General features: G+C 62.8%; 18 protein-coding genes and 1 pseudogene. 9 read left to right on the forward strand and 10 right to left on the reverse strand.

Annotated features, from left to right (window positions below; translation table 11 throughout):
* Positions 1–88: 88 nt before the first annotated feature.
* Complete coding sequence (locus IVB22_RS19465) at positions 89–2,455, reverse strand: transketolase (protein ID WP_247518898.1); 2,367 nt, start codon at positions 2,453–2,455, stop codon at positions 89–91.
* Positions 2,456–2,592: 137 nt separating this feature from the next.
* Here IVB22_RS19465 and IVB22_RS19470 point away from each other — a divergent pair, with 137 nt between their 5' ends.
* The gene (locus tag IVB22_RS19470; RefSeq protein ID WP_209843583.1) at positions 2,593–3,054 is read left to right on the forward strand and encodes an Lrp/AsnC family transcriptional regulator; all 462 of its coding nucleotides are present in this window, start codon (positions 2,593–2,595) and stop codon (positions 3,052–3,054) included.
* Positions 3,055–3,970: 916 nt separating this feature from the next.
* On the forward strand, positions 3,971–4,855 hold the full coding sequence (locus tag IVB22_RS19480; protein WP_247518900.1) for a LysR family transcriptional regulator: 885 nt from the start codon (positions 3,971–3,973) through the stop codon (positions 4,853–4,855).
* Positions 4,856–4,877: 22 nt separating this feature from the next.
* Here IVB22_RS19480 and IVB22_RS19485 read toward each other — a convergent pair whose 3' ends face one another.
* A complete protein-coding gene (locus tag IVB22_RS19485) occupies positions 4,878–6,317 on the reverse strand; it encodes an FAD-binding protein (protein WP_247518901.1) in 1,440 nt (479 codons plus the stop codon).
* 302 nt (positions 6,318–6,619) lie between these two features.
* Between IVB22_RS19485 and IVB22_RS19490 the strand changes: the two genes are divergently transcribed.
* On the forward strand, positions 6,620–7,771 hold the full coding sequence (locus IVB22_RS19490) for a DJ-1/PfpI family protein (protein WP_247518902.1): 1,152 nt from the start codon (positions 6,620–6,622) through the stop codon (positions 7,769–7,771).
* A gap of 113 nt (positions 7,772–7,884) precedes the next feature.
* On the opposite strand, the gene IVB22_RS19495 is transcribed toward IVB22_RS19490, so the two are convergent.
* The 5 genes from IVB22_RS19495 to IVB22_RS19515 form a co-directional block, all read right to left on the reverse strand.
* Complete coding sequence (locus IVB22_RS19495; protein ID WP_247518903.1) at positions 7,885–8,967, reverse strand: zinc-binding dehydrogenase; 1,083 nt, start codon at positions 8,965–8,967, stop codon at positions 7,885–7,887.
* A gap of 39 nt (positions 8,968–9,006) precedes the next feature.
* A complete protein-coding gene (locus tag IVB22_RS19500; RefSeq protein ID WP_247518904.1) occupies positions 9,007–11,970 on the reverse strand; it encodes an autotransporter domain-containing protein in 2,964 nt (987 codons plus the stop codon).
* A gap of 151 nt (positions 11,971–12,121) precedes the next feature.
* On the reverse strand, positions 12,122–13,111 hold the full coding sequence (locus IVB22_RS19505; protein WP_247518905.1) for a DMT family transporter: 990 nt from the start codon (positions 13,109–13,111) through the stop codon (positions 12,122–12,124).
* Between the two features lie 140 nt (positions 13,112–13,251).
* Positions 13,252–14,094: an aldo/keto reductase gene (locus IVB22_RS19510; protein ID WP_247518906.1), complete on the reverse strand. Its 843-nt coding sequence runs from the start codon at positions 14,092–14,094 to the stop codon at positions 13,252–13,254.
* A 7-nt stretch (positions 14,095–14,101) separates the two neighbouring features.
* The gene (locus IVB22_RS19515; RefSeq protein WP_247518907.1) at positions 14,102–14,728 is read right to left on the reverse strand and encodes a LysR family transcriptional regulator; all 627 of its coding nucleotides are present in this window, start codon (positions 14,726–14,728) and stop codon (positions 14,102–14,104) included.
* Positions 14,729–14,856: 128 nt separating this feature from the next.
* Here IVB22_RS19515 and IVB22_RS19520 point away from each other — a divergent pair, with 128 nt between their 5' ends.
* The 6 genes and pseudogenes from IVB22_RS19520 (at position 14,857) to IVB22_RS19545 (ending at position 20,080) form a co-directional block, all read left to right on the forward strand.
* Positions 14,857–15,726: a VOC family protein gene (locus tag IVB22_RS19520; protein WP_247518908.1), complete on the forward strand. Its 870-nt coding sequence runs from the start codon at positions 14,857–14,859 to the stop codon at positions 15,724–15,726.
* A 1-nt stretch (position 15,727) separates the two neighbouring features.
* Complete coding sequence (locus tag IVB22_RS19525) at positions 15,728–16,114, forward strand: RidA family protein (protein WP_247518909.1); 387 nt, start codon at positions 15,728–15,730, stop codon at positions 16,112–16,114.
* A 34-nt stretch (positions 16,115–16,148) separates the two neighbouring features.
* A pseudogene (locus IVB22_RS19530) lies at positions 16,149–16,811 on the forward strand (L-2-amino-thiazoline-4-carboxylic acid hydrolase); the annotation flags it as partial.
* 389 nt (positions 16,812–17,200) lie between these two features.
* On the forward strand, positions 17,201–18,730 hold the full coding sequence (locus IVB22_RS19535; protein ID WP_247518910.1) for a PLP-dependent aminotransferase family protein: 1,530 nt from the start codon (positions 17,201–17,203) through the stop codon (positions 18,728–18,730).
* Positions 18,731–19,232: 502 nt separating this feature from the next.
* A complete protein-coding gene (locus IVB22_RS19540; protein WP_247518911.1) occupies positions 19,233–19,454 on the forward strand; it encodes a DUF1127 domain-containing protein in 222 nt (73 codons plus the stop codon).
* Positions 19,451–20,080, forward strand: coding sequence for a LysE family translocator (locus tag IVB22_RS19545; protein ID WP_247518912.1), 630 nt, complete (start codon positions 19,451–19,453; stop codon positions 20,078–20,080). The genes IVB22_RS19540 and IVB22_RS19545 overlap by 4 nt, the downstream gene beginning before the upstream one ends.
* Before the next feature lie 37 nt (positions 20,081–20,117).
* Here IVB22_RS19545 and IVB22_RS19550 read toward each other — a convergent pair whose 3' ends face one another.
* The 3 genes from IVB22_RS19550 to ntrB form a co-directional block, all read right to left on the reverse strand.
* Positions 20,118–21,011 (reverse strand): outer membrane protein, encoded by an 894-nt coding sequence (locus tag IVB22_RS19550; RefSeq protein WP_247518913.1) that lies wholly within the window; start codon positions 21,009–21,011, stop codon positions 20,118–20,120.
* Between the two features lie 182 nt (positions 21,012–21,193).
* Positions 21,194–21,988, reverse strand: a complete 795-nt coding sequence (locus IVB22_RS19555; RefSeq protein ID WP_247518914.1) for an ABC transporter ATP-binding protein — start codon at positions 21,986–21,988, stop codon at positions 21,194–21,196.
* A gap of 12 nt (positions 21,989–22,000) precedes the next feature.
* On the reverse strand, positions 22,001–22,909 hold the full coding sequence (ntrB, locus tag IVB22_RS19560; protein WP_247518915.1) for a nitrate ABC transporter permease: 909 nt from the start codon (positions 22,907–22,909) through the stop codon (positions 22,001–22,003).
* Between the last annotated feature and the right edge of the window lie 34 nt (positions 22,910–22,943).

Here is a 22,943-nt window from a genome sequence, read left to right on the forward strand (position 1 = left end):
GTGCCCGAGTTGAGAGATCACCCCACCCCGCCTCACATTCCGCTGCGCTCCATGTGAGTCGACCCTCCCCCTCCAGGGGAGGGTGAAATCACACCGCCATCTTCCGGTGCCGCACCGGCGCTCCTACCGTCAGGCTTTCCGCCGCATCGATGATGGCGTTGGCGTCGATGCCGTAGTGGCGGTAGAGGTCGCCGATTGTACCGGTCTGGCCGAACTGCTCGACGCCGAGCGCCTCGGCGCGGTGCCCGCGTACGCTGCCGAGCCAGCCGAGCGCCGCCGGGTGGCCGTCGATCACGGTCACAATGCCGCAGTCGCGGGTGAGCGGCGCCAGCAGTTTTTCGACATGGCTGAGATACTGGATGCCACGGCGGTCGCGCCGCAAACTCCGCGCAGCGGACCATCCGGCATGCAGCCGGTCGGCCGAGGTTACCGCCAATAAACCGACATCGCGGTGGCTTTCGCCGATGAAGCCTACCGCCTCGATCGCCTCCGGCGCCACCGCGCCGGTATAGGCGATCACGATGTCGCAGTTCCGCCCCGGTTCGCGCAGCCAGTAGGCGCCCTCGGTGATGTTTCCTTGCAGTTCCGGCGCCATGATCCGCTGCGGCTGGTCCAGCGTGCGGGTCGAGAGCCGCAAATAGACCGAACCGCCCTCGCCGCCTTCGCGCTGCATGTGGCGGAAACCCCAGCCCATGATCACGGCAAGTTCATCGACAAAGGCCGGCTCGAACGAGGCCAACCCGTCCTGCGCAATGCCGATCAAGGGCGTGGCGATCGACTGGTGCGCGCCGCCTTCTGGCGCCAGCGTGATACCCGACGGCGTCGCCACCACCATGAAGCGCGCATCCTGGTAGCAGGCATAATTCAGCGCATCGAGGCCGCGCTCGATGAAGGGATCGTACAGCGTGCCGACCGGCAGCAGCCGTTCGCCGTTGATCTGGTGCGAGAGCCCGAGCGCCGAGAGCATGATGAACAGGTTCATCTCGGCAATGCCGAGTTCCAAATGCTGACCCTTGGGTGAAAAATCCCAGTTGAAGGTCGACGGGATTTTCTCCTGCCGGAACAGATCGTGGTTCTCAGCTTTGGCGAACAGTCCGCGGCGGTTGACCCAGGCGCCGAGATTGGTTGAGACGGTGACATCGGGCGACGCGGTGACGATCCGCGCGGCCAGTTCGCTATCGCCGCGCGCGAGCTCGTTGAGCACCAAACCAAAGCCTTGTTGAGTGGACATCTGCGCCGCGGGCTTGAAGGTAAGCTGTTGCGGAACGTCGATGACGGGCGCGGTGAGACGGCGGCGCCCCTCTTGGTTGAACGGCGCTGCCGCCAAAAATGCTTCGAGCTCGGCCGGCGCCTGCGACAGGCCTTCGAACTTTTCCCATTCATGGCCGGGACGGATGTTCTGCGCGCTGCGCCACTTCTCCATCTGCGCAACCGTCATCAGCCCCGCATGATTGTCCTTGTGACCCTGCATCGGCAGCCCGACGCCCTTGATGGTGTAGGCGATGAAGCAGACCGGGCGATCGTGGTCGATTGCCTCGAAGGCCTCGATCATGCTGGCCATGTCGTGTCCGCCGAGGTTGGACATCAGCGCCAGCAGTTCGTCGTCGCTGCGCCGGTCGATCAGTTGCGACACCTGCCCCTGATCACCGATGTCGTCTTGCAAATGCTTGCGGAAGGCAGCGCCACCCTGGAAGCACAGTGCCGCATACATCTGGTTCGGACAATTATCGATCCAGCGCTTCAACGCCTCGCCGCCGGGTTCGGCGAAAGCCGCCTGCATCAGACGGCCGTATTTCACGATCACCACGTCCCAGCCGAAATTGCGGAACATGGTCTCGAACTTTTCCCACAGCCCTTCCCGAACGACGGCATCAAGGCTCTGGCGGTTGTAATCGACGATCCACCAGGTGTTGCGGAGCGCATGTTTCCACCCCTCCAGCAGCGCCTCGAAAATGTTGCCCTCGTCCATCTCGGCATCGCCGACGAGCGCGATCATCCGCCCCTCGGGGCGATCCTTCATCCAGCCATGCGACGTGACGTAGTCCTGCACCAGCGACGAGAACAGCGTTTGCGCGACGCCGAGACCGACCGAGCCGGTGGAGAAATCGACGTCATCGGCATCCTTGGTGCGCGACGGATAGGATTGCGCGCCCTTGTAGCCGCGGAAATTTTCCAGCTTCTCGCGGGTCTGGTGGTCGAACAGATACTGGATCGCGTGAAACACCGGGCTTGCGTGCGGCTTCACCGCGACGCGGTCCTGCGGACGGAGCACCGAGAAATACAGCGCCGACATGATGTTGGCGAGCGAGGCGGACGAGGCCTGATGGCCGCCGACCTTCAAGCCGTCGCTACTGGGTCTGACGTGGTTGGCGTGATGGATCGTCCACGACGACAGCCAGAGAACCTTTGCCGCCAGCGCGGACAGCAATTCAAGGCGTGCGGGCTCGATGGGCATGGCCATACTCCGGACAGGGTCAGTATGCGCCAATTTTAGCGGGCGTGCCGGTGCCAAAATTCTCAATTTCCTGCGACATACCGCCCAATATTGGGATAAAATACCACTGACTGCCTCAAAACCATGAGTTTATCCCAATGCACGCCCTGGACGCCATCGACCGCAAGATCCTCAGCCTGCTGCAATCGGACAGCCGCATGACCATGCAGGAACTCGCCGACAAGGTCGGCTTGTCCGTGTCGCCCTGCCATCGCCGGGTCAAGCTGCTGGAAGAGCGCGGCGTCATCACGCGCTACATCGCGACCGTCGATCAGAAATCGTTGGGGCTCCATGTCAGCGTCTTCATCTCGATCAAGCTGGCGCGGCAGAAGGAAGAGGATCTGAATCGCTTTGCGAAAGCGATTTCGAAATGGGACGAGGTGCTGGAGTGCTATTTGATGACGGGCAACCGCGATTATCTCCTGCGCGTCGTCGCCGCTGATCTCTCCTCCTACGAAGCGTTTCTGAAAAACAAGCTGACGCGGCTCGACGGCATCGCCTCGATCGAGTCGAGCTTTGCGCTGAGCCAGGTGAAGTATTCGATCGCGCTGCCGGTTTAAGAGACTTTTCGCAGCGCCAACAGCTGTCGTCCCCCGCGCAGGCGGGGGATCCAGTACGCCGCGCTCTATCGATTCAATCATTGACGTCGCTGGAATACTGGGTCGCCCGGTCAAGCCGGGCGATGACAACCGGGTACGACTTCGCGATCTCGCGGTACGATATACCCGAGGTTTGCATCTTCTTTTGTCCCCCTGAGAATCAGAGGGCGCAGGGAAGACCGGGTGCGCGCTGCACCCGCGGTCTCGTGTGCAACGTGCACAGAAGAACACGCACACGAGCATACAGGTTCAGCGGAAACACTCCGGCCTTCCCTGCGCAATGGCTTTACGGCTTACTTCGAGCTCTCCCCGGTGAACGGCTTTCTTGCCACCGTCGCTCCACGAGGTAACCCCGTGAAACTTATCGCCAGCACCGCGGCGTCAGGACCACACGACTTCGCCGTACGCGTCAGGCGCGTACGTCTAGCACGCCATCTGCGTCCATCGCATCTCACCGCACGTTCGTGACGATGGCCAACGCCCCTCATCTGCCGTGAGACGGGCGGAGTTATGCCGATGATTTGCCCCGCAAGTTAAGCGAAATATTTTTGCGGGAAGGACTGGACAGCTTTTGACTGATTTGCCCGTCGTGTTGATTTGTCGCAGGAGCACTTCGAGATTGCACTTGCGCGCAAGGCAAATCAGTTCGCAATCGTAGGGTGGGCAAAGCGAAGCGTGCCCACCATTTGGAAGCGCGATCGGTGATAGATGGTGGGCACGTCGCTGACGCTCCTTTGCCCACCCTACGAACGTCGCTTCGCTCGCAATGACGGTTGTGGCGTCGGCAAGCAGCACCTGCGGGTCTTGCAATTGCGACGTGCGCGATCCACCTTCCCAAGGGGCGGTATATCAACAGCGGTATATCGAATTGGAACGGTTGGACGATCTCGAAGCCTTTCTGGCTGTTATCGAGAAGGGCAGCCAGGCGGCGGCCTCACGTCATCTTCGGCGCCCGCTGCAATCCCTCAACCGGTCGCTGATGGCGCTGGAGCGCGCGCTTGGCGTCGAACTGGTGAAACGCACTACGCGGCGATCGGAACCGACCGAAGCCGGGCGCGTGTTCTACGAGCGCATCAAGCCGGCGGTTACGGAGATCATCGAAGCGCGGGCCGAGGCAGCCAATCTGCGCGGCGAAATCTCGGGTCCGTTGAAGGTCGGCGCGCCCATTCTGTTTGCGTCATCCTATGTGGCGCCGATCGTCAGCCGTTTTCTAAAACTCTACCCCAATGTGGATATCGAATTGCGAGCCTCCGACGAGCAGGCCGATCTCGTTGCGGAGGGCCTCGATATTGCCGTGCGGATCGGCGACTCCGCCGATGAGTCCCTGATTGCCCGCCGGCTGCACGCGCTACGCGTTGTCATCGTCGGCGCGCCATCCTACTTCGCCGAGCATGGCCGGCCGAAGCATCCCGGCGATCTCGAACAGCATGCCTGCATCCTGCGGGCCGGCACGGATGTGATCGACAAATGGCCGTTTCGCATGGACGGCCGCATCCAGTCGGTCAAGGTGCACGGCCGGTTTCGCTCGAACAGCGCTGCGTCGATCCGCGCGGCCGCAAGCGAAGGCGCGGGCCTTGCCCGGCTGCCGTTATGGCAAGTCGGCGATCTCGTCGCGCAGGGTGCGCTCGTGATCGTTCTGCCCGAATTTGAAACCGAGGGCATGCCGATCCAGCTTGTCTGGCCACCGACGCGAGCGCCACTGGAACGCGTCCGGCGGTTCGCGGATTTTTTGGCGAGCAGCCTGAAGACCGATCTGCTCTAGCGGCTCGCAAAACACTGGCGCGTCAGAATACGTTGTAGCCGGGCGCCAGCAGATGGCCGGGATCATGGCGCTGCTTGGCCTCCCGAAGCTGCGGCCAGCCTGCCCCAAAGTGAATCTCCCAGTCGAAGGGCGACATGGCAAAGGCGCCGACCGGATACTGAACGCCGCCGGCTTCTCGAATGCGATCGTACAGCGTGCGATTTTCCGCAGCCATCCGCTCCGCCGTTGCCGCATCGTTCGACGCGGGGATACGAATGAGATTGAAGACAAAGACTACGTCTTCCTCCGGCAGCCGAACCAGCGGGGTCCCAAACGCCTTCGTGAACACGGGATAAACGGTTATCCGCCCGAACGGACCGACAGCATCGCCGGTCAGCCCGGCCAAGATGTCGCCGGCGAGACGTTCGGCGTTGCTGCCGCGCAGGAACGTCAACAGCCAGGGTTGCGGGGTGGACCACTGGCCTTTCGACCGCAGCAGACTTTCGAACTTTCCGAACGCCAGCGCATCCTCGCGATAGGTCAGGTCGGCGATGACTGCGGCGCCGCGCTCATCCGACAATCCGGAAAGCACGGCCTTGTCGTCGGGGGTCGAACCGCTCGCGTGATACACGGCGCCGTCGAGCTGATACCGCCAGCCGCCGCGTCCATCGGGAAGGACGGCGCCTTGCAACTGGTCGAAGCGCCCTTCCGTCAGCACGCGCCGCTGGTCCGCCGTCAGCGACGGCAAGTCGCGATAGAAAAGCTGAAAGCGCCTGACGCGCTCGGGCGCGCGCATCAGGCGCAGCGTCGCCCGCGTGACGATGCCGCATTGGCCGAGGCCGGCGCGGACGGCGTTAAAGAGATCCGGATTCTCAGTCGCCGAACAGCTCACCTCATTCCCGTCGCCCGTCACTACATCAAGCGCGATGACGTTGTCGGTTTGCATGCCATGGCGGGATGACGCAGCTCCAATGCCGCCCACCGCAACTGTTCCGCCGACCGAGAGGCCGAGATAGTTCGTCAGCACCGGCGGCGTGAGCCCCTGCGCCAATGTCGCGTCCAGCAGATCCCGCCACGTCGCTCCGGCGTCGACCACGACGCGATCCTGCCTGATATCGCGGATCGAGTTCATCGCGGCCATATCGACCACGATGCCGTTCTCGACCAGGGCGCGGCCATAGATCGAATGGCCCTGCCCGCGTGCCGCCACCTTGACGCCCTGACTTCTCGCCCAGCGCATTAGGCTCGCAATATCGGCACTCGATGCGGGTCTCAGCACGCCGCGCGGTTGCATGTGAATGAGACGACCAAAATCATGGGCCGTTGCGGCACGGGCTTCCGCATCAAGGCTGACATTGCCAGGAAACGGCGGGCTCTCGAGTGAGACCGCTTTCGCCGATGTCGTGAGCCCACTCGCGCGCGAAGCCAGCGCGACGGTGACGCCGAGGCCTGCGCTCAAAAACATACGTCTGTCCGATGACATGAAGCCCTCCTTGTCCAGAGGCCGTGATGCTTGCCCGCAAAGCTGCGGCGTCGCGCGGCATCAGACAATGGCCGCCGCGCCGGATGGACATTCCCGCAAACCGGGAGGATCCCGGCTGCATCGATTGCTGTTGATGGTGTGTGATCGTGAACAAAGCTGGCGTGGCGGAACCAGCCGCCGTGGTTCCTCGACGCTTAGCCGTTTTCGATGGCCGTTTTCGCCGGATTTACGTCATTTCAGACGGATCATCGCGGCAGTAGAACGGAGTCGATTGAAATGAGCGAGACGCGAGCCAGCAAATCATGAATTCACGACGTGTATTGTGGAGCGCGATAGGCGCAATCGCACTTGCCGCCGTGATCGGCGGAGCCTGGATTTTTTCGCTGCCGACGGCGCCTTCCGTCGCAGCCCCGCCGGCGATCGCGCAAGACGAGCGTGATGCGACGATCGCGGCACTGAAGCCGCCGAAGCGACAGCGCCCGCTGATCGCCATCATCGGCATCAACGACGCCACCGAAACCACCGATTACCTGATGCCCTACGGCATCCTCAAGCGCGCCGACGTCGCCGACGTCGTGACGCTGGCAACGAAACCGGGTCCGGTGACGCTCTATCCGACGCTCAAGGTCGAGCCTCACGCGACCATCGCAGAGTTCGATGCCCAGCATCCCGACGGCGCCGACTATGTCATCGTGCCCGCGATGAGCCGCGACGACGATCCCGTGGCGCTGCAATGGATCAGGAGCCAGTCAGCCAAGAAGGCGATCATCATCGGCGTTTGCGCCGGCGCCAAGGTGGTCGGCGATGCCGGACTGCTGCATGGCAAGCGGGCGACCACGCACTGGTATTCCGTCAAGGAATTGCGCGGCAAGCATCCGACGATGCGCTACGTCGAAGACCGGCGGCTGGTGGTCGACGACGGCGTGGCGACGACGACCGGCGTCACGGCGTCGATGCCGATGTCGCTGACGCTGATCGAGGCCATCGCCGGCCGCGACAAGGCCAATGCGGTCGGCCGGGATATCGGCCTCGCCGACTGGGACACGCGGCATGAGAGCGACGCGTTCAAGTTCACGCGGCCGTTTGCGCTGACGGCGATCGGCAATACCGCCGCGTTCTGGGCGCACGAGCAGCTCGGCATCGAGCTCAAGGACGGCGTCGACGAAGTGTCGCTGGCGCTGGTGACGGACGCATGGTCGCGCACCTATCGGTCGCAGGCGGTGACGTTCGCGAGCACGGCAGGCGCACAACAGAGCAAGAACGGCATTCGCATCTACCCCGATCAGGTCACGGCGAGCTGGCCGGCGGAACGTCTGCTGCCATCTATCGGGGGTCGCAAGCCGGCGGAAGCGCTGGACAACGCGCTAAGTGAGATTACGGCCCGCTACGGCACGCGCACGACCGACTTCGTCGCCATGCAGCTAGAGTATCCCAGAAATCGGGCAACGCAGTGAGGATCGTAGGGTGGGCAAAGCGAAGCGTGCCCACCATTTTGGAGGCTTGATCGGTGATAGATGGTGGGCACGTCGCTGACGCTCCTTTGCCCACCCTACGCAGCCTACGCTGATCAACGCCACGGCTCGACGATGATCTTGGTGTGCGCTTCCGGGTTGGCGAGGTCGGCGAACGCCTTGGCGACACCGTCGATGCCGACGCTGGCCGTGACCATCGACGCCGCATCCACCTGCCCTTCCGCTATCAGGCGCAAGGAATACGCGAATTCCTCCGGCGTGTAACCCAGCACGTACTGAACGTTGAGCTCTTTCAGGATGCCGAGCATCGGCTCGGAGCGGTCGGTTTCCATGCAGACGCCGACCACGACGATGCGTGCATCGCGCGGGGCGCCCTCGAACACCTGCTGGATCAGGCCGGGAACGCCGACGCATTCGAAAATCAGCGCAGGCTTCAGCGCCGGCAACAGCGCCTGCAGCGGCGGGCGCGCGGCTTTCTCCTCCGGAGACATCTGGGCATGCTCGGCCCAGGTCGCATAAGGCTGCGAGCGCGCGGGGTCGACGACCACGTCGGCGCCAAGCTTTTCGGCGAGCGCGCGACGCGCCGGCGAATAGTCGGCGGCGACGATCGGGTGCAATCCCCTGATCTTCAGCGCCGCGATGACCGCAAGCCCGACCGGCCCGCAGCCGATCACCAGCGGCACCTCGCCGCCCCTGATGTTGGCTTTCGCTACCGCATGCACACCGACCGCGAGCGGCTCGGTCAGCGCGGCGTGCTCGACTGCGAGGCCGTTCGGGACTTCGAGTAGCAACGCTTCGCTGAGCAGCATGCGCTCGGCATAGGCGCCGATATTGTCGTTGGAGTAGCCGATGCCCTGCGGGCCTTCCACCGTCAGCAGCGCCGGGAGCGAACAGACTTTCGTGCCGGGCTTGAACTTGCCCGTCGTGCCTGGACCATGGTCGAGCACCTCGCAGCAGAATTCATGGCCGAACACGACGTCGCGTGAAAGATCCATCGGCTTGCGGCCGGGGAAGTGTTTTGCGAGTTCGACCATGCGATGCGCGTGCTTGCGCGCGTGCAGGTCGGAACCGCAGATGCCGCAGGCGAGCGATTTGACCAGCACCATGCCCGGCCCCGGTTTGGGCTCAGGCATCTCGTCGACGACAATTTCCCCGTTGCGGAAAATGGCTGCGCGCATGGCTCCTCCCGGTGATTTTCATCACCTTAGCATGGAGGATCACCACGCATAGCGCACAACACCCTTGCCGGCATAGGAATTGGTGACGTTGGAGAACTGGCTTTCGAAGATGGCCGCCGCCGACCAGCCGTTGAGCCATTTCATCTCGGCAGAGCCCGTGACCAGCGCCGAGTCATGAGCCTGCGCCGCGCCGTTGACGACGAAGGCGGCGCCCGGCAGCGTCTGGAACAATGCCGTGACGTTACGGTCGGTGTTGAAATCATGCGCCCAGGCGGCGCGGCCGCGCAGGGTCAGGATGCCGTTCGACATCGCAAACGACTTGTCGGTGCGAACGCCGAGCTCGGTGCGCGAGGCCGTGACGTCCTTGGCCGCATAGTTCAGCGCAAAGGTACCGGCGCCTGCCAGCACCTGCTCCGCATAGGCCGGCAGGCTGTAGGTGGTGAACTGGCCGGCGGCATAGGGTGTGATGCCCATCCATGGCGTCAGATAGCGGTAGCCGCCCTCGATGCGGCCGGAATAAGCGTTGGCGTTGAACTGGGCGCGCAGGCGCTCGAAACCGGCCACCGTGACCGTACGTTCGGTCGTCACGTCCTGCCAGCCATAAGCTGCCGCGGCGGTGATGTAGGCCGCGCCGATGTTGTGGCGAATGAAGGCGCCCGCCTGGAATAGGTCCGAGCGTCCGGAGCCGAAACCGGAAACGCTGAAATTGGTGCCGCCGCCGGCGAGCGCAAAACCGGCCAGCGTATCGCGCGAGAGACGATAGTCGGCGCCAACAGCAAAACCGAACGCGCGCGCGGTCGCGTCGTTCGATCCCAGCGCGGCATTGCCTGAAGTGTTGCTGCCGCCGCCGAAGGCTGCGCCCCAGACGCTCCAGCGCTGGTCGAACAGATCGTTGCGCGCGATATCCGCTTTGGTCGGGAATTTGGCAAAGGCGTCGCGCGCGGCGCGGGACTTCTTCGCGGCATAGCCAAGCGCGCTCTCTTCGGCGAACGGAATCGCGCCGGCATTGCCACCGAAGCCGCCATTGCGACCCGCCACGAACGGGTCTGACATGAGCGAGAGGAACAGGTTCATGGCGTCGAAGGTGCCCTGCTGCGATCCGGTCGCGAGCTCGCCGGAGACTTGCGTCAGGCCGGCCGGGGAAAGCGAGGCGAAGCCGGCCGGAATGCCGCCGGTGGTGTTGAAGAAATTGGTCAATGCGTTGGCGACGTTCTGCTGGTTGACATTGAGGCCGCCGCCGTAGTTCAGCGCGAAGTTCAGATAGACGTTGTTGGTGTCGTAGCTGAGGCTCGGGTTCAGGTTCGACGAAACGCCCGACACCACCGGATTGAACGTATCGGGTATGACGCCCGCGGTCAGGATCGTGTACCGCTTCATCACCGTGCCGCTCGGAACGACCACGACCGTGGCCCCGCCCAGCACCGCCACGCCACCAACATTGGTGAGATCGCTGTTGGCGCCCGATATCTCGACCATGTAGCTCGACGCTGCCGTGAACACGAGGCCGTTCGCTACGTTAAAGGTGCCGATCGAGTTGCCCGGCGCCAGCGCACCGCCATTGATGACGGCCGCATCGACGGTGCCGGTGCCGCCGAGCGTGCCGCCGGCATTGACCGTGACGAGGCCGTTGATGACGCCGTTGACCGAGAGCGTGCCGCCGAGCACGTTCCAGTCCTGCGCGCCGGTGCCGGTGACGGTCCAGTTCGAGCTGTCGACCTTGTTGAAGGTCGAGAAGCCGTCATATTGCTGGCCGGCGCCGATCAGGCTGAGGTTGAAGGTATCGTTGCCGGTACCGCCGAGCTGGAGCGTGTCGGTACCGGTGCCAAGCACGAGGCCGTTGATAACGCTGCCCGGGCCAAGGGTCAGCACGCCATTGCCGCAGCCGCAGAATTCGATCGCCGCGAATCCGGTCGCGGCGTTGATGGTACCCGAATTGAATACAGTGCCGGTGTCGCCGACGAAAATGCCCACCGCCCCCGCGCCGACACTGATCGTTCCGGTGTTGATGATGTGGTTGCTACCGCCGAGGCTTGTGACGTCGATGCCGGAACGGAAGTCCCCGACGGTGACCGTGCCGCTGTTGATGATGGTGTTGGAATCGCCGAGTACGATAATTCCCACGGCAGCGTCGGTGCCTGCAATGTGACCACTGTTGTTGATCGTGGCGGACGAGCCGATATAGGCAATGCCGGCGCCGAAAGCGCCGACGGTCAGCGTGGCGCTGCTGGTGACCACACCACGATTTCCCTGCACGGAAATGGCGGCCGCATTGTCGGCAACGGTGATCGCCCCGCTGCTGGTCACTCTCGCGTCGTCACCAAACACTTCGATCCCGGTGCCAGAAGCGCCCGCCGTAATGGCGCCGGCGTTGGTGACCACTGCGCTATGGCCCTGCGCGGAGATGCCGGCGGCATTGTCCCCGACGGCGATGGTGCCGCCGGCGGAGTTGATGACCGTGTTGAAGTCGTTGATCGCGAGGATGCCGGCCGCGAATCCGAACGCGGAGCCGATCGTAATGGAGCCGGCGTTCGTCACCGTGCTGTTGCCGGCGACGAAGATTCCGTTGCCGTTGTCGATGACGGTGATGGCACCCGTCGCAGTATTGGTGACGGTGTTGTTCACGCCCGCGAAAATGCCGGTGGTGAATGACGTGGCTGCAAGCGTGCCGTTGTTGGTAATCGTGTTGAAATCATTGACGCTGATCGCCGCGGTGCCGTTGTCGAAGACGGTCGCGCCGGGCAGCACGTTGACGGTGAGATTGTTGACGCCGCCGCCGGCCTGAAAGCCGTCCACGTCGTTGCTGCAGGTGACGGTCTGGCCGCTCGAGGCCGGATCGGGCGCGCACTGCGCGTTTGCGGGCACGGTCGAAAGGCACAGGCCGGCGAGAAACGCCGACATGGCGACCGCCCGCGCGGCCAAATCCCGGCTGCGTCGGCCCTGCACCGACGATGGCAACTGAAACTGCACGCCCGAACCCCATTCCCCGGCGCTCTTCGGCGCCATCGGAACTCACTAGCATGGGTTCCGCCGTGGAATTACGGATGCGGGGCTGAATCCGCCAGATTTGCGCCACAACCAAGCGTTTTGCGGCGCCGCTGTGGCACTCGCGCCACGTTTTGGGCGGGTGCGGCCATGACCCAGTGGCCGCGCAAGGTCAGGCGTTTGGCGACGGCTCGCCCGGGACCGCCAGCAGCTGCGACTGCCGCACCCGCTCGCGATGGGCGGTGTAGAGCCCTGAGGCGACGATGAAGGCGGCGCCGGTGATGGTGTAAGCGTCCGGGACTTCGCCGAAGATGAAGAAGCCGAGCACGCTCACCCACAGCAACTGCGTGTAGGAGAACGGCGCCAGCACGGAAGCGTCGGCATAACGGAACGCCAGCACCACAATCCACTGCCCCGCGGTTGAAGCTATGCCGATGAAGATTCCGAGGGCGATGTCGTGCCAGGTCGGCGTCACCCAGACGAACGGCACCAGCGCCGAGAGAATGCAGACGCCCACGATCGACGAATAGGCCATCACGGTGATGGCGCGCTCGGTGCCGCTCATCATCCGCGTGATGATCAGCGTGCAGGCCCAGGCCAGCGCCGAGACCAGCGGAAAGAACGCTGCGGGGTGAAACGCGCCGGTGCCAGGGCGCAAGATGATCAGCACGCCGATCAGCCCGACGCCGGTTGCGATCCAGCGGCGGAGGCCAACTTTCTCACTTAGGAAGATGATCGACAGCGCCGTGACGAACAGCGGCGCGACGAAGCCGGTGGCGGAAGCTTCCGCAATCGGCAGGAACCGCAAGCCGGAAATGAAGAACAGCGACGAGCCCAGGATCGTCAAGCCGCGCAGCATATGCAGGCCGAGCCGGTTGGTCTGCATCGCAAAGAGCGGGGAACCCGGCATCATCGCCGGCGTCATGATCAGCGCGAACACCAGGAAGCGGATCCAAGTAATCTCGATCGAGGGCAAGGTCGCCGAGAGATATTTCGCCGTCACGTCGGAGGCGCCGAGAAAAATCGTCGAGGCCAGCACCAGCGCGATGCCCTTGAACGGCCGGTCGGCGCGCGCGGGCACCTTGCGGGCGACGGACTTCTTTTCAGGAAAAGGTATTGGAGCGCTGTCCAGCCTCGCGGCTGCGGCGGGGGGCGGTGTCACGGCAATCTCGAAAGGCAGTAATGATCGACTCGGGCGAGGTTGTAAAAAACACCAATTCGCCCGATGCGACTAGGTCCGAAAACAGGATGCGGATATGCGCTGAGGGAGCAATTGCAACACTTTGTTAAGGACGGTGTCCGTTACAGCATCGGGAGACCGCGTGGCTTGGGTCCGCGCGGAAAGGCCTTGTCGAGCGCGGCGATCTCCGCATCGCTCAGCTTCAGATCGCCGGCGGCGGCGTTCTCCGCCGCATGCTCTGCGCTCGAAGCCTTGGGAATCGCAAGCACCGAAGCTGCCCGCGTGAGAAACGCCAGCGCGACCTGGCGCGCGGTCGCGTTGTGCGCGTCGGCGATGGCCTGCAGCACCTCGCCGCCCTTGCTGCGTGCGGACGGAAACTCATTATGTCCGAACGGCGAATAGGCGACGACGGCGACACCGTGTTGCTCGCACCAGGGGATGACCGCGTGCTCGATGGCGCGCTCCTGCAGATGGTAGAGCACCTGATTGCAGGCGATCTTGCCCTCGCCCGCGACATCGAGCAGTTCGTCGAGATCATCCGAGTCGAAATTGCTGACACCCCACGACCGGATCTTTCCGCTTCTCACCAGTTCGTCGAACGCCGCGACCGTCTCCTCGAATGGATACGAGCCGCGCCAGTGCAGCAGATAGCAATCGAGATGATCGGTCTTCAGCCGCTTCAGCGAGCGCTCGCAGGCGGTGATGGTGCCGCGCCGCGAGGCGTTGCTCGGCAACACCTTGGAGACCAGAAAGAGTTTTTCACGCGGCAGCCCCGCGATCGCATCCGCGATCACGAGTTCGGCGTCGCCATACATCTCGGCGGTGTCGATGTGGGTCATGCCGGTTTCGATGCCCCGGCGCAGCGCCGCCACCGCCGCCTTGCGGTCGCCGCGGTCGAGATACCAGGTGCCCTGCCCGATCACGGAAACCTCCGGGCCGTTGGTGCCGAATTTTTTCTGTTTCAAGATCACCTCAACTTCTGACGAAGCCGACCAAACGACGACGATGCAGCGGGAGCGAATTCTCCGCCGGCAGACCGCGCAGCCAATCGCGGAAGCTTGATATCTCGGGGCAATCGGCCGTGCCGGCAGGCGCAATCAGCCAATCGCCGAGCCCGGATCCCTCCGTCACGCGGTCGCAGCGGTACCCCGGATGATGGCCGAGCCCGCGGGCGATCAGCACATCGACCTTGCCCTCGATCAGCTCGTGCAAGCCGGCCGGCTGCAGCACCCGCAAGCCGATTTCCGCGTGTGTTGCGCGAAACTGCTCCAGCTCCAGACGGCGCAGATCGCAGCTGCCGTGCACGCCGAGCTGCAGCAGCACCGCGCCCACCGGCTTCAATTGCGCGGTCGCATCGGCGATGCGGCGAAAGCCGTCGGAAATTTGGGGCAGATAGGCCTGACCGGCCTCGGTCAGGATGAGCTGCTTATGCAGCCGCTCGAACAGGCGTACGCCCAGGCGCGCTTCCAGCGCTTTCACCTGCTGCCCCACGGCGGCAGGTGTCACATGCAGCTCGTGCGCGGCCAGCTTGAAGCTGAGATGCCGCGCGGCGGCTTCGAACGCGCGGAGCGCATTGAGCGGTGGAAGGATGTAGGTCATCGCCGTCCAGTTTGTCACTGATAGGCGCTGGCCTTGCAATAGATTTTCTTGCGCACACCTGCAGCAACTATGCTTTGCCCCGCCGTGATGCCGCCGGTTACGGTCGGTCCACAGCATCCGGAGATCCCATGCCCCGCCGAACCCATCATCTCGTCATTTGTGTCCGCGATCTGGCGCAGGCTGCGCTGGACTGGCGAACGCTCGGTTTCAACCTCACGCCGACCGGCGTGCTTCCGTTCGGAGTGAGCAACCACCTGGCGCTGTTCGGGAACAATTTTCTGGAATTGCTGGCCGTCACCGACGCTGCGGCGGTGCCTCCGGCCGCGCCCGGCCGGTTCAGCTTCGGCGCCCACAACCGGGATTTCCTTGCCGCCGCCGAAGGAATGTCGATGCTGGCTTTGCATAGCGCCGACGCCCATGCCGATGCAGCGCGCTTCAAGGCCAATGACATCGGCGCCTATGCCCCGCTTGATTTTGGCCGCGATGCGGTACTTCCCGGCGGAGGCACGGCGCGCGTCGAGTTTTCGCTGGCCTTCGCCACCAATCCCGCCATGCCCGGGATCGCTTTCTTCACGTGCCAGGAGCGTCACCCACCGGAGCGGTTCTGGAAGCCCGACTATCAGCGCCATCCCAACGGTGCGTTGCGCGTCATCGAGATCGTGCTGTCGGCGCCGGAGCCGGCCGAGCATCGCGGTTTCCTTGAACGTCTCACGGAAAGCGCAGCCGAGCTTGCGCCCGGACAACTGACGGTCGGCGCGAACGGCGACCGGATCACCGTGCTCGGCCCGACCGAGATGGCACGCCGCCTGCCGGGCCTCCCCGACAATACTTCGCCGCGCTTCTGCGCCGCGCGTTTGGCCGTCACCGACCTGGATGCGACGAAGCGGGCATTGGAAAGCAACGGCGTCGACTTCGAGATCATTGGCGCCGTGCTGCTAATCCCACCCACGGCGACGCATGGTCTGGCACTGGAATTCATCCAACAGGAGACAATCTGACATGGCTCAAATCATCCGCCATAACCCCGCAGCGGTCCACGCGCCCTCCAGTGGCTACAGCATGGGGCTGGAACTTGGCCAGCATCGCCGGCTGCTGTTCGTCAGCGGCCAGGTACCGGAAAAACCCGACGGCAGCGTGCCCGAAGGCTTCGAGGCGCAATGCGAGCAAGCCTGGCGCAACGTCATCGACGTGCTCGCTGCCGCCGGCCTCGGCGTCGAGCATCTGGTCAAAATCAATACATTCCTGACCGACCGAAGCCAGGTCATGGCCAACCGCGCCGTTCGCCGCAAGATGCTGCAGGGAAATGAACCTGCATCCACGGTGATGATCGCTGAAACCGTCGACGGCAAATGGTTGCTGGAGATCGAGGCGATCGCTGCGGAATGAAACGCGTACGGCTGATCCTGCGGGAGAACATCTCATGGGCGAAATTCATCCATTTTATCAGGCGCATCGCGGCGCAATGGAAGCCGCCATGCGCCAGCGCCTCGATCTTGCCGAGACGATGTTGCGCGAACGCGCGCATCTCGCGGATTTGGACAAAGTCAGACAAGATGTGATGGATGAGTTCGAAATCGTACTGAGCCAGATGCCTTACGTCGGTGGTGCAGCTAGCCGCATGAGCGACTTCTTCATGCGCTTGATGGGCTTTATGACCATCGGCCGGGTGCTCCGGCGACACGGCGTGCCGCTGCCCGTGATCGGCGATATCGAGCGAGAAACCTACAAGGCGCAATTGCTCACCGTACCCGAGGCCGAACGGCTCGCCTCGGGGCGTCAGTTCATGTCGCCAGAGAATCAGACCTTGCTGCGCGAGCAGGCTGCAAAAAGCCATCAGGAAGAATATCCGGAAGATTTCGTCTACGATTTCGTCGAGCCGGCCCCGGGTGACAACTTTGAATTCGGCATCGACTACAAGGCTTGTGGCTTCTGCAAATTCGCGGCTGGCCACGGAGATAAAGAAATCCTGCCGCACATTTGCGGGCTTGATTTCGAAGCCTATGCAACGCGCGGGATCCGCCTGGAAAGGACACAAACGTTGGCTGGTGGCGCGAGCCACTGCAATTTTCGGTTCTCGCGGCTCTCAACGGGAGTAGGACCACTTCTCAAATCAGAACGGACCGCTCACGAGTGGCGGTATTGCCTATCTCAACGCAAGGGAGCAGGTCACCAACCAGTCCGTGGCGGTGACGCTCAATCGACAGTTCTGATCCGAGATGTAAAAGCTCGACGAGCGCGCATAGGTGTAACTAAAATCCAGGAACCAGCGCGGCGCAATCGCGTAGGTGCTTCCAGTTCTCCGCCTAACCTCATCTAACTGCACAATCATGGCGTCGCAATGACGTGTTCCAGGCTCGGTGAACGCTCGCTCACGGAACATGCGGTTGCGATCACCACATCTGCAAAGTGGCATGATGGAACATTCAGCTTCATGCAAGGTTGCCAGTCCAATGTGATAAAGAGTCTAGGACTGTGGCTTTTCATATCAGTCTTGTTGGTCGAACTGACCTCAGTGGCGAAATCTACCGTCAGATCCGGCAGGCAATTCTTGACGGGCGCCTTCGGCCTGGGGAGCGGCTGTCTCCCACACGGGAACTAGCCGCCGCGCTGACGGTTGCGCGATCGACGGTGGCAATTGCGTACGAAAGCCTTGTCGCGGAAGGATTCGCGACATCCCGTACGGGCTCCGGGACGTTCGTCAGCCATTACCTTGAGACAAAAAAACGTCCGGCATCGAAAACAAGGCGATCGACGGTCCGCGCAATTCGGGTGCGTGGAGTTTGGGAGACGACACCGCTGCCGATGGGCTTTGACCGCGCGGCGCGTTTCGATTTCAGAACCGGCATTCCAGACGCTTCGTTATTTCCACACCGCGCCTGGACGGCCTTTCCCGGCGCGGCGCGCTTCGACTTCAGAGCCGGGCTTCCAGACGCGTCGTTATTTCCACACCGAGCCTGGCGGCGGGTCGTCGCTCGTGCGCTGCGCTCGCGCGAGATGGCGGCAGGCGTCTACGAGAATCCTGCGGGCAATTGGGACCTGCGCGCGGCGATCGCTCGCCACATCGGCATCTCACGAAGCGTTTCTGCATCGCCCGACGACATAGTCGTGACCAATGGCACCCAACAGGCACTCGACATCATCGCTCGCGTGCTTCTCGAGCCCGGCGATATCGTTGCGGTGGAGCAACCAGGCTATCTGCCTCCAAAGTACTTGTTCAAGGCGCTGGGCGCACGCGTGATCGGTGTGCCGGTCGACAGCGAAGGCCTCGTCGTGGAGGCGTTGCCGGCCGGGGCCAGGGCCCTGTACGTGACGCCGTCGCATCAGTTTCCCCTCGGCATGGCCGTGAGCCTGTCGCGCCGACGTGCGCTGCTTGCCTGGGCCGAGCGCAACAACGCGATTGTCGTCGAGGACGACTATGACAGCGAGTTTCGCTTCGGCGGACGTCCGCTCGAGCCGCTTCAGACCATCGATTCGACCGGTCGCGTTGTGTATGTCGGCACGTTCTCAAAGACGTTGCTGCCGGCTCTCCGGCTGGCCTTCATGGTTGTGCCGCCGTCACTGCGAGAGGCGGCGCACAAGGCGAAGTTCGTCACCGATTGGCATACAGCGACAATAGCGCAGAGCGCGCTGGCGCAGTTCATCGACGAGGGCGCGTTTGCGCGCCACATTCGCAGGGTGAGCCGCACCTATAGCGAACGGCATGAGATGCTGACCGCGGAGATCAAGAGGAACTTCGGCGATTACTTGGATCTTGTTCCATCGAGCACCGGGCTGCATATCGCCGCCTACGCGCGAAGAGCGTCGGTTGATGATATCGATGCGATTGCATTACGAGCCTTTGATCTCGGCGTTGCCATTCAATCCTTCCCGCTGGAGGGAGAGCCTCAGGCCGGCATCATGCTGGGATATGGGGCGATCGAGACGGCGCGGATTGCCGAAGGGCTGAGGCGGCTGCGCAGATGCTTCGATGAACGTAAGTCTCGACGCCCGAAAGCGGCATGAGCAATGTCGCTTGAGGCGACGGCACGCGGCGAAAGTGCGATTGCACGTTACATTCTGAGTGCATCCCTGATCGACAAAGCGCGCTGCCTTGATCGCGTTGCGCCGCGAAAGCGACCTGGCGTGGTGATTTGCGAGCGAATTAAGTGATCGGGCGAGAGCGACGCGCTCAGGTCAATCCGACAAACACACGAGGCGCCGCCTGGATTGGACTGATTGAACATCCGCATATTGGACCTTCCATCATACCGCTTCGCTTCCTAATGTTGGGCCGCTGAAAAGGTCGACAGCTCAAAGGTCGACGACTCGATGCGGGGCGGCGCGTTCCGCAGCCCGAAGCAGCAAAAGTGGAGATCGCGGTCGTCTCTTGCAGCCCGGCTCCCGCCGGCACGACCTCGAACGGCGAGCTACGCGAAGCGCGGCCCACCACGACGATGGCCGCTCGCGTTGAGACCGCAAGCCCACCCTGACCGCCGACCATGGCTCGTCATCAGGAGGACTTATCATGTCCGTTGTTGTCAATTCGCTCACGAGTTGGAAGGAAGCCGCGGCATCCAGCCATCGTCGATTTGGGTGGGGATTACGGTTCCTACGCTGGTGTGCCCGGTGTTCGGAGCGGTCGCGGCAGCGACAAGCCTTGGCGGAGCTCGATGACCACTTTCTCAAGGACATCGGCAAGACGCGGCCAGAGGCCATGGCCGAAGCAGCCAAGCCGTTCTGGAAATGACGTCGTTCACTTCGCACTTGCTGCCGGCGGTGGCGCTAGGCCTGTGCGTCGCCATCCCGTTCGGCCCGATTGGCTTAATGTGCGTGCAGCGGACACTGGCATTCGGAATCTGGTTTGGGGTCGCCAGTGGCTTGGGTGCGGCAACAGCACATGGGATGTTCAGTTGCCTGGCCGTGGTGAGCGGGACCGTGTTGACGCAGATGACGCTCGCCCTGCACACGCCGCTGCGCATCGCTGGAGGGATCGTCCTGATCTTGATGGGCATCAGAACCATTCTCGGGTCCACGGACGCCGCGCACGGCGGGACATGCGGAGACGCGACATGCCGAGATTTGCTTTCAGCCTATACATCGACCCTTTTGATCGCCGCCGCCAACCCGATGACGATACTGCCGTACCTGGGTGTCACGTCCGCGCTGGAGACCGGCAAACCGCTGATCATGGATCGCGCGCTGGCGATGTCCATCGGTGTGACGCTCGGTAGTGCATCCTGGTATCTCTTCCTTGCCTTCAGCACGAACACCGCGCTTCGGAGCTTGCAGAAAGCCGCGCTGGATCGGTTCAACAGGCTCACTGGAATCCTCCTGATGGCCCTGGGAGCTTCGCTATGCGCCCGCATCGTCTGACGGCGACGGCAAAGAACCGGCGCCATCGAGCTCCTTTTCAGAACTGTCGATTGAGCGTCACCGCCACGGACTGGTTGGTGACCTGCTCCCTAGCGTTGAGATAGGCAATACCGCCACTCGTGAGCGGTCCGTTCTGATTTGAGAAGCTCACCACATCCGAGATGTAAAAGCTCGACGAGCGCGCATAGGTGTAACTGAAATCCAGAAACCAGCGCGGCGCAATCGCGTAGGTCGCACCAATCTGCGCTGCGCCGCCCCACACCCAATTTTCATTCGAAACGGTAACCGGCGCGCCGGTTACATCGACCAGGTTTGAGCCGATCACGGCGAAGCCTACCCCATTGTTGAACTTTGACTTGATCCCAAACAGCGCGGGGCCAACGCCTGCATAGATCGTGGTCTTGTCAAACGCGCGGCCAATGGTGGGGATGAGCGCAAGCTGATGCTGTAGATTGAACTCCGCCGGTAGGATTGGCACGAAGCCGACGAAGTTTACGGTCAATCCTCCCACCGTGGTGAAGGACCCCGTCTGCGGAATGATCACGTTCTGCTTTGAGTTGTTGTTCGCGTATTTGTAGATGAATTTGATCCCTGCCAGCCAGGCGCCATCGCCAACAGGGGCGATGTAGCCGAGTTGGATATCCGGCGCGAAGCCAGATCTGCGCCGGTTGAAGTCGAAGAAGGGACCGCCGGCCTGCCCCTGGGCGACCAGGAATGGCCCGAGCGTGACGTTGGTGACTCCCGAGACGCCCTGAAGCGATTGGTTGAAATCGGCCCAGTTGAAACTGCCGCCCACACCGACGTAGAACCCGGACCAATTCCAGGCGACCTGTCGGAGCGGTTGCGGCACTTTTACGGGGATGTCGGCTGCATGAACTGAGGTCCCCATCAGCGTAGCGAGAACACTGATGGCAATCGCGAACGTGCGCATGTCAGCCTCTAAAAAATCATCAAAACCTCGCAGCCATTATGCATGAGCAACTTCCCTTGAGGTATACCCTGAATATGGTGCCCTCGATTCAATCGAGGCGGGTCTCCTCACGTTTTAAAGCAGAACCTGTTGGTCGTCGCGGGGGAACATTGGTTCGATCGTCACCTCGGAGCATTAAGCCCTTACGCCGCCTCGACGAAGCGATGCCGCTCGTAGAGGAATTCGAGCACGCGCTGCCGGCACTTCAGGTATCCGGGGTTGGTCGCGAGCTCGAGCCGCTTGCGCGGACGCGCCAGCGGCACTTCCAGCACCTCGCCGATCCGTGCGCTGGGACCGTTGGTCATCATCACGATGCGGTCCGACAGCAGCACGGCCTCGTCGACGTCGTGGGTGATCATCAGGATGGTGTTGCCGAGCTTCTGGTGCAGCGCCATGACCGAGTCCTGCAGATGTGCGCGGGTCAGCGCGTCGAGCGCGCCGAAGGGCTCATCGAGCAGCAGCACCTTCGGCTCCATCGCGAGCGCCCGGGCAATGCCGACGCGCTGCTTCATGCCGCCGGAGACTTCCGACGGCCGCTTGTCCTTGGCGTGGGCCATCTGCACCAGGTTGAGATTGTGCATCACCCAGGCGTCGCGCTCAGCCCGGGTCTTGGTCGATGCGAACACCTTGTCGACGCCGAGCCGGACGTTCTCATAGACCGTCAGCCATGGCAGCAGGCTGTGGTTCTGGAACACCACCGCGCGATCCGGCCCCGGCGAATTGACCTCGCGGTTCTCCAGCAGCACGCAGCCCTGGGTGGTATCGGTGAGGCCGGCGACGATGTTGAGCAGCGTGGACTTGCCGCAGCCGGAATGACCGATGATCGAGACGTATTCGCCCTTCCCGATCGTCAGGTTGATGTCCTTCAGCACCTCGGTCGTAGCATTGCCGCGGGTGAAGGTCTTGTCGATGTGGTCGAGCTTCAGATAGGCCTGCATGACATGTTTCCTTCAGTTCAGTGCGGTGCCGCGGGTCACGATCTTCGCCAGTCCCGCGATCAGGCGGTCGAGCACGAAGCCGATGATGCCGACATAAAACAGCGCCAGGATGATTTCGCTGATGTGCGAGGAGTTCCAGGCGTCCCAGATGAAGAAGCCGATGCCGACGCCGCCGATCAGCATCTCTGCTGCTACGATCGCAAGCCACGACAGGCCGATGCCGATTCGCAAGCCGGTGAAGATGTATGGCGCCGCCGCCGGGATCATGATCTTCCAGAAAAATTCCAGCGGGTTGAGCTGCACGACAGCGGCGACGTTGCGATAGTCCTGCGGGATGTTACGGATGCCGACCGCGGTGTTGATGATGATCGGCCACACCGAGGTGATGAAGATGACGAAGATCGCCGAGGGCTGGCCATCGCGGAACGCGGCGAGCGACAGCGGCAGCCATGCCAGCGGCGGGATGGTGCGAAGCACCTGGAACAGCGGATCGAGCCCGCGCATCGCCCATACCGACTGCCCGACCAGCGTGCCGAGCGCGATGCCGACGATGGCGGCAATCGAATAGCCGAAGGCGACGCGCTGAAGCGAGGCCGACAAATGCCAGAACAGACCCTTGTCGATACCGCCATTATCGAAGAACGGATCGAGGATCAGTTCCTTGGTGTCCTTGAAGACTTTCGATGGCGGCGGCAAGGTCGAGCCGGTGCGGCGGCAGACCAGCTCCCAGAACAGCATCAGGAGCGCGAGCACGACCAGCGGCGGCACGATACGAACCGCGGCTTCCCTTGCCATCTTGGCGTATTTCTCGGCACGCGGCGCCTGCTTCGGCGTCATCGTGACCACTGGCGCCGCCGCAGTCGGCGACGCGGACGGAATGGCCACCGCGGTGGCTTCGGCTTTGATCGCAGGCATCGACATTGAAATTGTATCTCCGCGTTTCAATGAGCGGGCC

The sequence above is a fragment of the Bradyrhizobium sp. 190 genome, assembly GCF_023073415.1.
Lineage (GTDB): Bacteria > Pseudomonadota > Alphaproteobacteria > Rhizobiales > Xanthobacteraceae > Bradyrhizobium.